This is a genomic window from Paraburkholderia sp. WC7.3g (genome assembly GCF_050436345.1).
In the GTDB taxonomy this organism is placed as follows: Bacteria; Pseudomonadota; Gammaproteobacteria; order Burkholderiales; family Burkholderiaceae; genus Paraburkholderia; species Paraburkholderia podalyriae.
Window position 1 is genome coordinate 1,931,373 of the sequence record NZ_JBNDMA010000001.1, and the last position, 13,848, is coordinate 1,945,220.

Sequence of the window (13,848 nt, forward strand, 5' to 3'; positions counted from 1 at the left end):
GTCACACCGGCACTTCGGCATCGGCCTTGCGCGCCGTATAGTGAGCGCAAGGAGAATGCAGTGATGAGCGATACGATTCGTTTGGACGGCCGCGTGCTGTACCTGTCGCAGGACCCGGCCGTGATCGATGCGCAACTGGCCGGCGAAAATTTCACGCGCGAGACGGCGGGGCCGTTGCGCGACAACGTGTCGACGGACGAGATCACGCCCGTCACCGTGATGCTCACCTACGACGAGCGTCTCGGCCAGTACCCGTACGTCGGCTTCAAGGCCGGCGAGCGTTTGCCGATCGGCCGCAATGCGGTGAAGGACGGCGGCTTTCGCGTGACTGTGGCGGGCAAGCGCTACGGCAAGGGCTCGTCGCGTGAATCGAGCCCGCTCGCGGAGTTGTCGGCGGGCATCCGGCTTATCGTTGCGGAGAGCTTCGAGCGTATCTATCAGCAAAACTGCGACAACATCGGCATTCTGACCACGACGGATTTTTCCGTGCTCGATCGACTGCTCGCAGGCGAAGCGGTGCCGATCGACGAATTCCTGAAGGGTCGCGACGCGCTCACGCAGCAGATCATCCGCAGCGGCGGGCTGCTCGCGTATAGCCGCTTCGCGGATTGGCCCGCGCCGGGCGAGCGCGCGAGCGATGCCGCAAACGACGCATCGGGCGCCGAGCCGAAAACGCTGGTCGAGAAAATCATCGACCGTCATCTGCGTCCGGGCACTGCAAGCGCGCAGCGCGGCGACGGCGTGTTCATCGCCGCCGACTGGCGCTTCAGCCACGACTATTTCACCGGCATGTGCGCGCATCTGATGCATCGCGCGTTCGGCATGCCCGCGCCGCTGCATGCGCCGGATCACATCATCGCGTTTCAGGACCATCTGGTGCTCGCGCCGCAGAGCATCCCGCACGTGCGCGACGGTCTGCTGCCCGGCGTCGCGAATCTGATGGCGGGTCACGCGTCGTTTTCGCGCGACTACCCGGTGCGCTCGCACGGCGCGCTCGATGGCGTGCCCGGCTCTGAGGGCATCTGTCATGCGTTGATGGCCGAGCAATACGCGCTGCCGGGGCAGGTCGCGTGCGGCACCGATTCGCACACGCCGCATGCGGGCGCGCTCGGCTGCCTCGCGTTCGGCGCGGGCGCGACCGACATCGCCAATAGCTGGGTCACGGGCTACGTGCGCTGCAAGGTGCCGCAGACGCTGCGCATCGAGATCGACGGCAAGTTGCGCGATGGCGTGACCGCGAAGGACGTCGTGCTGCATCTGTTGCGGATGGACGCAATCCGCTCGGGCGGCGCGATCGGCCTCGTGTTCGAATACGGCGGCGCGGCGGTGCGTGCGATGTCGATCGATGAACGCGCGACGCTGACCAACATGGTCGCGGAACTCGGCGGCTTCACCGGCATCGTCGAGCCGGACGAGCGCACGGTCGCGTTCCTGAAGGAGCGGCGCGGCGTCGATTTCGTGCTGGAAAGCTGGATGAAAAGCGACGCGGGCGCGACCTATCGCGACACGATCCATCTCGATGCGAACGCGATCGAACCGATGCTCGCGCGTCCGGGCGACCCCGGCAACGGCGTGCCGGCGCCTCAGCTTGACCAGGACGTCGCGATCGATATCGCGTATGGCGGCTCGTGCACGGCGGGCAAGCGCGAGGACTTCGATTTCTATCACGAGGTGCTGCGTTGGGGCGTCGAGCACGGGCTGCGTGTGCCAGAGCGCACGCGTCTGTTCCTGCAGTTCGGCACGATGGCGGTGCGCGCGTATTGCGAGGAGCAGGGCTATCTGCCGGTGTTCGAGCGCGCGGGCGTGACGCTCGTGATGCCCGGCTGCGGCTCGTGCGCGAACTGCGGGCCGGGACAATCGGCCAACGCCAGCGACGTGACGATCAGCGCGATCAATCGGAATTTCCCCGGCCGTTCGGGGCCGGGCGACGTGTGGCTCGCGAGTCCCTACACGGTTGCGGCGAGCGCGCTGGCCGGAAAAATCACCACGTTCGAGCAATTGCAGCGCGTGCACGGCTAGAATGCAGGCCGGATTCCGGCTGAGGCATCGTGGTGCGTGCGACGCGCGACAGTACGCAAGGCCGGCATCGAACCGGCCGCGGCGAGCGATCAGCGTTGCCGTAAAAGCAGTCGCAACAGAAGGAGACAGGCAATATGGCATCCCCCGATCACGCGGGGTCCGTCGCGCGCAGCGGCGGCAACACGGCGCATTTCACCGAGGTGGCCAGCAGCACCGCCAGCAGCACCGCCGACCAGGCGTCGGGTCACGCATCGCTCGACGCCGGCAGTATTTCGGCGCGCCTCGACCGGTTGCCCGCCACGCGCTCGATCTGGAAGCTCGTGGCGCTGCTGAGCCTCGGCTTCTTCTTCGAACTTTACGACCTGCTGTACTCCGGCTACATCGCGCCGGGCCTCGTGAAAAGCGGCATGCTGAGCGCGACCACGCATGGCCTGTTCGGCTCGACGGGCGTCGCGAGTTTCATCGCCGCGCTGTTCAGCGGCCTGTTTATCGGCACGATCGCGTGCGGTTTCCTCGCGGATCGCTTCGGCCGGCGCGCGGTGTTCACCTATTCGCTGCTTTGGTACACCGCGGCAAAGCTCGCGGTTATTGAATATATACTTAGGATTCCACCCGTTTTTTTGGTCGAATCCAGATGGCACCCGTACGTCAATCAGCGCGCAAACTCGCGCCTTCCCATCCCCCTGGCAGAGTCTACAGCTACACGCGGTTCAGTTCGCTGAAGCAGGCAGCCGGCACGAGCGCCGAGCGTCAGGCAGAGTACGCCGCGAAGTGGGCGGCCTCGCATAGCCTCGAGCTGGACGAGTCGCTCACGATGCGCGACGAAGGCCTGAGCGCCTACCACCAGAAGCACATCAAGAAGGGCGCTCTCGGCGCGTTCCTCAAAGCCGTTGAGGGAGGCCGCATCCCTTGGGGCTCGGTTCTGATCGTCGAAAACTTCGACCGCCTTTCGCGCGCGAGCGCGCTGGATGCTCAGGCGCAGCTTGCCAGCATCGTCAATGCCGGGATTACGGTCGTCACCGCGACCGACAATCGCGAGTACAACGCAGACAGCCTGCGCGCCGACCCGATGAGCCTCATCTATAGCGTACTGTCGATGATTCGCGCGCACGAAGAAAGCGACCGCAAAAGCCAGCTTGTCGGGGACGCGTTCCGCAAGCGTGCCGAGCAGTGGATCGAAGGCAAGTTTCGCGGGCTGGTCGGTAGTCCCACGCAAGCCCCTTCGTGGGTGCGCTACATCGATAACCCGGACAAGCTCGCACGGTTCGAATTGATCCCGGAGAAAGCGGCAGCATGGCGGCGCGCGATAGAACTCTACCGGGCCGGATATGGCGGGCTCGGTACGGCGCAGCGGCTCGAAGAAGAAGGCCTGTCGGTCAGCGAGCGTTACCCGGTCGCCGCGATCAATCGCACTATCACTTCCCGCGCGCTGGTAGGCGACAAGGTGTTCACTACCGGTGGGCACCCAATCGGCCATGAAGGGACATTGGGGAATGTCTGGATGTGGACGCTCGAACGTCTCCTTCGCATTCGACAGCAGACACGACGTCGACGCATACGCTGAGGAGCGGTCGTAATGTGCCATCCGTAACCGACCGGCAGCCGCACGTCCGCGACGCCGATGTGCCGCCGTAGACGGGCGTCTGGGGAATTGGGCTGCCACTGCCGCTACCACGCGAAGGCGCAATAGAAGGGCAGGCCCGCAAGCAGGCGTGGGAAAGGCATGGACAACCGTAACGGACAGTCCGATGCTGGATCGCATTGCCGCATAATCAGCGATCCTTATGTCAAGCGTTTGGCCTGCGCCAATTAGAAAATCGACAATACCCTGCCGAATATTCGCCGCCTCAAAGAGGCCACAAACGGCCTTGTCTTAGCTCGACTCAGCATCTATCTTTAACTATTCGATTAATCTCTTTGCTCGTCCGTCAGACCGCCGCACAGAAAGGTAGCGCCTTTCGACGGCGGCAGGAGCGAGGCATCGCATCGATCGCACCGGAAGCGGCGACCGCATTTCCCGTACCACTCTGCTCGCTGGCCCGCCCCGGATGAGCTTCGCGTCAATCAATGGCACGTGGAACCTCCCTTCCTTCGAGAACCCGAAGACCGCGGGTGCCAGGGGCCGTCTGACCACGTCACCGACAAAAGGAGATATCAAATGCGCAAATCGCTTGTGGCTGCTTTGCTCTGTTTGAGCGTAACGTCACTCTCTTACGGTGGCGATGGCGACCGCTCCGACGGCCGGGAAAATGGCGAACGTGGAGAGCATCGCGTCCTGAAGGTCTTCGACGCTCAAGGAAAGAGTGTCGGGCCACTGGTCTCGGTCTCGAGCCCTCCCCGGACGGCCGGCGTCGTTCTCAACATTAACGGAGCCACCATTCTGGTACCGATTCAGCGGGCGTCCAACAGCGGTGGTCAGATTTCTGCCTCCCAGTATGAATGGGCTGGCGACTTCAACCCTGCTAAATATCCAACTTCGGACTGCAGTGGGGTTCCTGTTATTGATGACATATTCGCGAAATTGAGACCCTCCTCAGTCGTTAGACAGGGTGCTGACGCGACGGTATACGTGGCACCCGACACTTACTCAATGGACGTCACCTTGAGGTCGTCATTGGTTAACGGCGATTGCGTTTCATCTTCGCCCTTTCCCTTTAATGTACCAGGCTGGCAGGCGGAAAGCACCTACTCGCTCACGCAGAACAATCCGGAGCCGCTGACAATTCATTATTGATCGCTGTTGATAAAATTTGGAGCTAAAGTCGGAAGTGGTGTACGGGGGAGTTGAGGCGGGAGATTGTAGGCGGTGGAGGTTTCAGCTGAGAATCTGATTGTCGAAGTCGGAAACCAGCAAACAACAAACCATCCACCATGAACAAGTTTACGGAAAAAGAAGTCGTTGGTCTATCGGGAGCCGGTCTGGGTCTGGACGAACTGGTGCGGCACGGAGCCCGGCAGGTGATCCAGCAGGCGATCGAAGCCGAGCTCGCGGCGCTGCTGGAGCGGTTCGAGAACGTCAAGACCTTGCACGGCCAGCGCGCCGTGGTGCGCAACGGCTATCTGCCTGAGCGCGAAGTGTTGACGGCGGCTGGGCCAATTGCCGTGAAGGTCCCGAAGGTTCGCGATCGATCAGGATCTGGTGTGAAGTTCAATTCGTCGATTGTGCCGCCGTATGTGAGGAAGTCGCCACGCGTGAGTGCTGCGCTGCCGTGGCTGTATCTGAAAGGCATCTCGACAGGCGACATGAGCGAGGCTCTGAGCGTCCTGCTAGGCGAAGATGCCAAGGGTCTGTCGGCCAATGTGGTGAGCCGCCTGAAGGCGCAGTGGGCCGACGAACATGCCAGCTGGAGCCAACGTGATCTGTCGAAATCGCACTACGTGTATTGGTGGGTCGACGGGATCCACACGGGGCTGCGAAGCGAGAATTCGGACGGCCAGTGCCTGCTGGTGATCATCGGCGTGAGGCCGGATGGGCGCAAGGAGCGCGTGGCGATCGGCGATGGGTACCGGGAGTCAAAGGCGTCCTGGCAGGAACTGCTGCTCGACCTGAAATCGAGAGGCCTGCAGGCTGGTCCGCTGCTGGCGATCGGCGACGGCGCGATGGGCTTCTGGGCCGCGCTGGAAGAAGTGTTTCCTGCGACGCGAGGCCAGCGCTGCTGGTTCCATAAGATGGGCAACGTGCTCAATGCGCTGCCGAAGTCGCAGCAAGGCAAAGCCAAAGCAGACCTGCAGGCGATCTGGATGGCCGCGACGCGCGCTGACGCATACGCCGCCTTCGATCGTTTCGTGACGGTCTACGCGGCGAAGTATCCGAAAGCCACCGAAACGTTGAAGAAGGACCGGGAAAGCCTGTTGGCCTTTTACGATTACCCGGCGGAACACTGGCAGCATCTGCGCACGACAAATGCGATCGAGTCGACGTTCGCGACCGTGCGCCACCGCACCACGCGTACGCGCAACTGCGTGTCGCGAGCGACCTTCCTGGGCCTGGCATTCAAGCTGATCGAGGAAGCCGAGAAAACCTGGCGCCGTATCAACGGCCCTGCACAGATCAAGCTGCTGCTGGAGGGCATTGCCTTCAAGGACGGCGAACAGGTGAAAGACGATCAACGGGTTCAGCAGAAACTCGCCGCCTGAAAGCGCCTGCCTTCAAGTTGCCCATACACCACTCTTGACGTTAGCTCTAAAATTTGTGTCGGCAAGACTGCAAGTTCCCCGGGGCCGTCTGATCGCGTCGCCGATATAGGAGATGTGAAATGCTCAAATCGCTTGTGGCTGGTTTGCTCGCTTTAAGTGTAACGTCACTGTCATACGGTCACGATGGCAGCCGCGCCGATGGCCGGGAAACGGGCGAACGAGGTGACCATCGTGCCCTGAAGGTCTTCGACGCTCAAGGAAAGAGTGTCGGGCCACTGGTCGCCGCGGGCTCGGCGGCAGGCGTCGTTCTCGATGTTAACGGAGCCACCATTCTTGTACCGATTCGACGGGTATCCGACAGCGGTAGCCAGATTACTGCGTCCCAATATAAGTGGTCGGGCAAATTCTCCGATGACATCAGTTTTTATTCGAGTACTGACTGCAGTGGGCCCCCGTTAATCATTGGCGATATAACGGAGACATTGAGGCCCTCAGTAGTCGTTAGACAGGGTGTTGACGCAACGGTGTACATCGCGCCCGACACCTACTCAGCGGATATCACTGCCCTGACGTATCGGGCAGGGTCCCCGGCCCAATGCTACCCCAGGGTGCCCCCCTCCATCAGTGATAAAGGTTGGATTCCCGAAAGCGCCTACTCGCTCACGCAGAATTACCCTGAGCCGCTGACAATTCATGATTGAGCGCCCGTTCATAAAGCGCCTTGTGTCAGCTTGACTCAGCACCTATCGCTAACCATCTGGCACAGCCACTCTTTCGACTCGTACATCGGACTGGCGCGCCGGAAGGTAGCACTACTCGACGGCGGCAAGGAGCACGGACCTTAGGGCCGCCTACCCCGTCACCGCCAAGGGAGATTTCAAATGCGCAAATCGCTTGTGGCTGTTTTGCTCGCTTCGGGTATAACGTCATTGTCGTACGGAGGTGATGGCAACCGCTCCGACGGCCCGGAAGCCGGCAAACAAGGGGAACATCGCGTCCTGAAGGTCTTCGACGCAACAGGAAAGAATGTCGGGCCAGTGGTCACACTCGGTTTTTTCCCGGGCGTCGTTCTGCATGTTAGCGGAGCGACCATTCTTGTACCGATTTCGCGGCCGTTTGACAGCGGGGGCCAGTATCCTGCATCCCAGTATCAATGGGGGTGGTTGGCATCATCCCTTGGATATCCGACTACGGACTGCAGTGGCCCTCCGGTCGTTCCTGCGGGCGGCGATGCATCGGACATATTAAGGCCTTCGATAGTCGTGAGAGAGGGTGCTGACGCGACGGCGTACGTGGCGCCCGATACCCACACAACGGATGTCACTCTTCGGTCGTACGTAGCACACGGCAAGTGCGCGCCTGACACCAGTCGTCCCGACCGACTCCACATGGTAAAAGGCTGGTATGCCGAAAGCACCTACTCGCTCACGCAGAACTACCCGGAGCCGCTGACAATTCATTATTGAGCGACCCATTGTTTCGTCCAAGCGGCCAGCCTGGGGCGCTCCCTTTGGTCCCCATCAAGATGTCGCGGAGCACTTCCTAATAGCGCGAGGTTCTCGTGAAGAACGCGTAATCATGCGAATCCCGAACGCACAACTGACACGGCCGCCGGGAATGCCCGGGTTTGCTGCGCGGGTAGTCAACCACGCGAATGTCTGTTGTACATTGGAAGCGGCATTTGTCGTCTCGATGAGACGACGGGCCGAAGTGGGTCGGGATTTGCCTTTTGCATGAGAGCTGCGCAGGAGGAAACCCCCGCGTTCATTCATCGGGCGCTGGTCGGCCAGAAGTGGACTCTGCCCGTTCGAATCAACCTGCCAGGAAGCGGACGCCCTGTCAGCGGCCACTACACTGGAGCGTCGCGGCGCTTCGGCGACACCGCTTGCGCCAGACCCGCTGCTACTGCTGCTGCAGGGCGATGACGCCGTCGACGGTCCACACATTGCCCAGATGAAACTGCCGTCCCGGTCCCTGAGGCGCGGGGTGCACGCCGTGCCCTTGAAGCAACTGCCACTTACCCCACCCGGAGGCGGTCTGGTCCTCAGAGAGACCTAACTGAAGCACGAACCGCAGCGTCTGGTTGACGTTCATCATGTAGTTCGGGTTCAGCCTGCCAGGCGCATAGATCAGCACCGACTGGAAAAATTCGCCTGGCTGCGGCGCCACTTCACGCCGCCTGAAAGCGACCAGTTCGCACCATGGCGCTGACCGTGCGCCTGGTCCGTCACGCAGTCACGTCGTATCCACCGGCAAAGTGCGCGTCGTGATGACCAATTTACTCGACAGCGCACGCTATCCGGCCTGCCAGTTTGGCGATCTCTACCATCAGCGCTGGCGAATAGAAGAAGCGTACAAGCGTCTCAAGCACCGCTTGAACCTCGAGCATGTTTCGGGACTATCACAACGGGCGGTGGTACAAGATCTCGCCGCCAAAGTGCTGTGCGACAACCTTGCAGCCAGTGACCACGGACGCAAGCGCGTGGCGCGCCTGATGCGCCTTGCCGGTCTGTGCGGCGTAAGGCGGCGGCGCTGGCCCGCACCACGCGGCAGCACCCGGGTGCGCGGCGCGCGCCCGAACCGGTGCGCCGGCAATTCAGCGCCGAAGCACCCAACGTACGGTGGATGGCGGACGCCACCTATGTCCTGACTGGCGCAGGATTGCTTACGAAATAAGTTTAATCAAACGCGAAGATTTTCGCGTCCAGCGAACTGCTACATAACTCCTTGGAAAGAAGGCAGGACTGTCATGAAAAACGCGAAGCTTAATCCTAACAACGAAGGATCCGGCGCAATTTCGGCGAGGCATTTTTCGTTCCTATCCTATCTGTTCGCCGCCGTCTTTTTAGGTGCCTGGATGTCCGTCGCGTCCGGGCAGTCAGTTGGACAGCCTTTATCTCCAGAAGTCACCGACTTAGCTCCTGCCGCGACGGCATCTCCGATCAATACGTTGGCGGCCACGTCCGCGAACGTGTTGACCTATCATGGCGACACGAATCGTACTGGTTGGAATTCGAGCGAGACGACCCTTACCCCTTCCAACGTCAGAGCCGGTTCGTTCGGCGTCGCGCATGCAATCAAGCTCGGCGACCCAGTGAACGACTGGGTCGACGCGCAGCCATTGGTTGTTTCAGCGTTGAGCGTAAACGGGACAACGCAGGATGTCGTATACGTCGCCACCGAAGCCAACAACATTTACGCCTACTCGGCTTCCACCGGCAAGCTGCTCCTCCAACGGAACCTCGGGACTCCGGTACCGCGATCGAGGCTTCCCGGCGGCTGTGGCAACAACGGCCCCACCGTGGGAATCAACTCCACGCCGGTGATCGATCTGGGCACCCACACGCTATATGTGGTCTCGTTCAAGCTGGTAAGCGGCACGCCGAGCTATTGGCTCCACGCTCTTGACATCACCACCTTGGCTGACAAAGCGGGTTCTCCGACCTCGGTCTCGGCTTCGCATACCCTGACGAACGGCACGACCCACCATTTCGCCGCACAGTTCAGCCGCCAGCGTGCCGGTCTTCTTCTGGCGAACGGAAACGTCTACGCCGCTTTCGGCAGCTTTTGCGACATACGCGCCGATGAGTCGAGAGGCTGGTTGTTGGGATGGAAGGCGAGCACGCTGTCACCGCTGCCTGCGAATCAGTTGATGGACAAGCTGTCGACTTCACCCAACACCTTTTTTCTGTCATCCATCTGGATGTCCGGGTATGGCATTGCCGCAGGTCCGTCGGGGGTGCTGTACGCTGTCACCGGGAACTCAGACCCGTCTGGTACGACCTACGCTCCTCCAAACAACATCCAGGAAAGCGTGGTGAGGCTCTCTGCCGACTTGACCACCTTGCAGGACTATTTCACCCCTTCAGGTACTAATGGTGTCGCATCGCTAGATTCGAGGGACGACGATTTCGGTGCCGGTGGGGCCATGGTTATACCGGACATCCCTGGACAATCGGCTTCTACGCTCGTTGCCGGCGGAAAGCGCGGCCGTCTGTACCTCATCGACCGGGCCGCGATGGGTCACAACGACTCCGGCAGAGCGCGTTCCATCGCCGATTTCGGTTCCTGCTGGTGCGGCCCATCGTATTTTATGGGATCGGACGGCGTCCGCCGCGTTGTCAGCAGCGGCGGCAGAAGCATCAAACTATGGAAGGTTCCGGCAACGGCGACGCTGCAACTGGAAAAATCGTTTTCTAGCATCCAATCCGGCCAGGATGGTGGCTTTTTCACGACGATTTCATCGAACGGCACAACATCCGGGTCCGCGATCATCTGGGCCGTCGGTCGCCCCACCTCCACTACTGCGCCGGCCAACGTGACGCTATACGCCTTCGACGCCTCAGGTGGCACAACACCGATCTTCTCGTCCGTCGCCGGCTCCTGGCCTCACGGCGCCAACGCCAACATCGTGCCCACTGTCGCCAACGGCAAGGTCTTTGTGGCCAGCTTCGCAGCCCTGAACATCTTCGCTCCGGGCGGGACGCTCGCTCCGGTCGTAGTCCCGCCCCCGGCTACTCCGCCAGGACCTCTGCCCAGCCAAATCTACGGAATTGTCACTTCGGTAGGCACGTTGCAAATAACCATCCAACCTCAGACTGGAGCCCCTGTGCTCGTTGACACTTCGGCTGCCGAGCAGGCTCACCTGAGCGTTCCGCTCGTGGTCGGAAAGGCCGTCCACGTCTTCGGCCCATTCAGCAGTGGAGCGTGGCACGCGGAAACAATTCTTCGTGCCAAGGACGACCCTGAATCTTGGGTGCCCACGAACTGACGCCTTTGCCAATTCCAGTTTGTGCCGAAACCGATTGGCGCTAATGGAAGAACTGCTGCAATCGGTTTCAATCTGAACGAGGCAAAGACTGGTGGTCACCATTTACATAAGGGCTAGCCCTAGCTTCGCATGTGATGCCGGCTGCTGTCGACACCGGGCATGAAATTTCGCCGGGCCGCCGGCGCAACGCTGTTCCAACCGCTGTTTCAACCGAAGGAGAAAGCACGTATGCAATGGACGACTCCGAGCTACACCGACGTACGCCTCGGTTTTGAAATCGTGATGTATGTCGCTACGCGTTAAGCCCGCAACCGGGCCGCACGCCGCGGCCCCTTGCGGTTTCGGTTTGTGTTTGACCTCTGCTTCGAAAAGACATTTCGCAAGCACAAGCGCCCGGTGGGCAGGAGTTGGCGCATGGATGAAAGTTATATCAAGGTCAAAAGCCCGGGTTGAGTCGTAATCGCTGTCGGCCTCAACCCGCTCGATAAAACTGAATCCGCCGACGTGTGCTCAAAGATTTGGCGAAAATCCCAGATTGATATTGTCTCGCCGCGTGGCTATAACACTCGAGCATCCCGTCCCAGCACCACTCATCGTTGCCCGGCACAGATAAACGATGGGCTTCTCCAATCCTTCTTTTCATTGAAGGACCTGCTCTCCGCGTGGCAAGAAACCGCATTTTGGCCGTGGTGTGGTTGCCTGTCGTCGAGGACATTAACTCGTTTTCCTACGGAGAGATTCACCGAATCGGCCAGGTGTTGATGGTGTTCATTATCTGGTGAAATCGAATCAACGTCGTTCTAATGATTAGGAAAACACAATGGATATCGAAATTGATGGAGTGCTTAAGGCGGCGAAGGTCAAGGCGTCTGCTTGCGCCATTGTATGTGTGCTCGGCTGGTCTACGTTAGGCCACGCGGCAACGTGGACAAAGCTGACGAATGCTGCACCCAGTGGAGTGGGGACCATGGTGCTGTTGACGGACGGCACAGTCATGGTGCAGGGAAATCCTTACGACACCTGGTTGCGCCTGAGCCCCTCCGCTACCGGAAGCTATGTGGACGGCACTTGGTCCGCTTTGGCGCCGATGAGCAAGGCGCGTCTGTATTTTGCGTTGAATGTGTTACCGAGCGGCAAGGTCTGGGTTCTTGGCGGCGAATATAGCGGCACCCCACTCCAGCAGAACATAACGAACACGGGCGAGTTGTACGATCCGCTGGCCAATACGTGGGCTCCCGTAACGGACTTTCCGGAGCAGTACTTTGGAGATGATCCTTCGATGTTGCTACCGAACGGGAAAATCCTCGCCGGGTCGATTTTCACAAACCAAACCTACCTTTACGATATCGCATCGAATTCGTGGTCGTTTGGGGGATCCAAGGTTTATCCAGATCGCAGCGACGAGGAGACCTGGGTCAAGATGGTCCGCGGTAAAGTACTTACCTACGACCTTTTCGAAAGCGTCGCGCAGAATGGTCAATATGCCGAGACCTACGATCCCACCACGCATACGTGGTCGAGCATCAGTCCGAGCGACGGCTCTGCACGCGGGACCATTCCAGCCCTGAGCAGCGCCGCAATCGGATACGAGCTTGGCCCGTTCCTGAAAATTCGTGGCAATGGAGTTCAGGGGCAGATCTTTGGTATCGGTGCGACCGGGCATACCGCTCTGTACTCACCCTCGACCAACACGTGGGCACCCGGCCCGGATGTCTTTGGTTCGCTTGCCGGCAAATCGGTTCTTTTTGGTTCTGACGATGCACCCGGCGCGGTGATACCGAGCGGCCATGTCGTCTTTGCTGCGGACGCCGGGCCCACAAGCGGTTTGTTCAGTCCTCCGACGCAACTGTTTGATTACGACCCAGTCGCAAATTCGATTACGCCTCTGTCGCCGAGCATTCCTGATTCTAACCTTGGCAGCATTGCGGCATTTATCACAAGGCTGCTGGTGTTGCCGAACGGCCAGGTACTCTTCTCTGACTCGTCGCGCCAACTCTGGGTATACAGCCCGGATGGCGCTCCACAGCGATCATGGGTGCCCGTTTTTTCGAACGTCAAGTACAGCGGCGCAGGGGTTTTCACGTTGCACGGCGTCCGCATGAATGGCCAATCCGCGGGATCAAGCTACGGCGACGATGTTGAATCGGATGAAAACTACCCCATCGTTCGCCTCCAGGACGCGGCGGGCCACGTGTATTACGGAAGGACCACGAATTGGGCCAAGACAGGCGTCGGTCAGGGTGCGAACGAGGAGACGGTCGATTTCACTCTGAAGACAGGCATGGTACCCGGAAACTATTCGATTATCGTGAGCGGCGCGGGAATCTCATCCACGCCGCGGTGCGTCACGATCACGAGCGATCAGATCAAGGGAGTCGGTGGGGCATCAAACGCCGCCATTACGTGCCACGGTAACTGAGGGTTACACCCGAATCCGGGACGCCTGCGGCCTTCGCCCGCTGACCGCAGGCCGCTCCGGGCACGCGAGCTCGCCGATAATGCCGGATTGGGCAGCAGGTTGCCGACCAACCTTGGGCGAGCCGCCAAAAGTGACGTCTCCTGGGGCATAGTAATGACCGCTCCAGAACAAAAGCCGTCCACTACACGTCAGTGGGTCGACCGACGGCTCAGGGTCGCGTCAGTCCGCTCTTCAAATTCATCGCCGGAAAGCGGCCAGTGGAATTCCGCTTCCCGGAAGCGGCCAGTCGGCACTGCCTACTCCTGCGACCCACTGCGGACGTTGAACCTGCACAACCTTGACGGCAGTTTTCGAGGTGCAACGGCCATTCGATCGGTCACAGCGGAGAGCGGATGCTGGGCGAAAACTGACGCACGCCTCGCTTGCTCGCCGGTTAGCTCCGTCACTCCATGTGATCAGAGCTTCTCTGCGCGTGAGAGACAGTCACAGCTTGCACTTACTA

The 13,848-nt window shown here is 60.3% G+C and carries 10 protein-coding genes and 2 pseudogenes; 11 read left to right on the forward strand and 1 reads right to left on the reverse strand.

Translation table 11 applies throughout. The features are described 5' to 3' along the window. Positions 1 to 63 precede the first annotated feature (63 nt). The 6 genes and pseudogenes from OKW43_RS08970 to OKW43_RS08995 all read left to right on the forward strand — a co-directional run bounded on the left by OKW43_RS08970 (position 64) and on the right by OKW43_RS08995 (position 6,857). On the forward strand, positions 64 to 2,019 hold the full coding sequence (locus OKW43_RS08970) for an aconitase family protein (protein ID WP_429446654.1): 1,956 nt from the start codon (positions 64 to 66) through the stop codon (positions 2,017 to 2,019). Between the two features lie 134 nt (positions 2,020 to 2,153). After that, positions 2,154 to 2,606: pseudogene (locus OKW43_RS08975) on the forward strand (MFS transporter); the annotation flags it as partial. A 47-nt stretch (positions 2,607 to 2,653) separates the two neighbouring features. Further along, entirely contained in the window at positions 2,654 to 3,583 is a 930-nt protein-coding gene (locus tag OKW43_RS08980) for a recombinase family protein (RefSeq protein ID WP_429446656.1), read from the forward strand. Positions 3,584 to 4,177: 594 nt separating this feature from the next. Further along, on the forward strand, positions 4,178 to 4,753 hold the full coding sequence (locus tag OKW43_RS08985; RefSeq protein WP_187635830.1) for a hypothetical protein: 576 nt from the start codon (positions 4,178 to 4,180) through the stop codon (positions 4,751 to 4,753). Between the two features lie 137 nt (positions 4,754 to 4,890). After that, complete coding sequence (locus OKW43_RS08990; RefSeq protein WP_429444807.1) at positions 4,891 to 6,156, forward strand: IS256 family transposase; 1,266 nt, start codon at positions 4,891 to 4,893, stop codon at positions 6,154 to 6,156. Positions 6,157 to 6,275: 119 nt separating this feature from the next. Further along, positions 6,276 to 6,857, forward strand: coding sequence for a hypothetical protein (locus OKW43_RS08995; protein WP_187635831.1), 582 nt, complete (start codon positions 6,276 to 6,278; stop codon positions 6,855 to 6,857). Positions 6,858 to 8,058: 1,201 nt separating this feature from the next. Here OKW43_RS08995 and OKW43_RS09000 read toward each other — a convergent pair. After that, the gene (locus OKW43_RS09000) at positions 8,059 to 8,325 is read right to left on the reverse strand and encodes a hypothetical protein (protein WP_027196908.1); all 267 of its coding nucleotides are present in this window, start codon (positions 8,323 to 8,325) and stop codon (positions 8,059 to 8,061) included. A 100-nt stretch (positions 8,326 to 8,425) separates the two neighbouring features. Here OKW43_RS09000 and OKW43_RS09005 point away from each other — a divergent pair, with 100 nt between their 5' ends. From OKW43_RS09005 to OKW43_RS09025, 5 genes and pseudogenes are all read left to right on the forward strand, one after another. Next, positions 8,426 to 8,806: a transposase gene (locus tag OKW43_RS09005; RefSeq protein ID WP_376776382.1), complete on the forward strand. Its 381-nt coding sequence runs from the start codon at positions 8,426 to 8,428 to the stop codon at positions 8,804 to 8,806. Positions 8,807 to 8,905: 99 nt separating this feature from the next. Beyond that, a complete protein-coding gene (locus tag OKW43_RS09010; protein ID WP_429446659.1) occupies positions 8,906 to 10,927 on the forward strand; it encodes a hypothetical protein in 2,022 nt (673 codons plus the stop codon). Positions 10,928 to 11,155: 228 nt separating this feature from the next. Next, entirely contained in the window at positions 11,156 to 11,230 is a 75-nt protein-coding gene (gene pqqA / locus OKW43_RS09015; RefSeq protein ID WP_113062024.1) for a pyrroloquinoline quinone precursor peptide PqqA, read from the forward strand. Between the two features lie 60 nt (positions 11,231 to 11,290). Beyond that, positions 11,291 to 11,368, forward strand: a pseudogene (locus OKW43_RS09020) (IS6 family transposase); the annotation flags it as partial. Positions 11,369 to 11,747: 379 nt separating this feature from the next. Continuing rightward, positions 11,748 to 13,346 (forward strand): hypothetical protein, encoded by a 1,599-nt coding sequence (locus OKW43_RS09025; protein ID WP_429446661.1) that lies wholly within the window; start codon positions 11,748 to 11,750, stop codon positions 13,344 to 13,346. Positions 13,347 to 13,848: the final 502 nt, after the last annotated feature.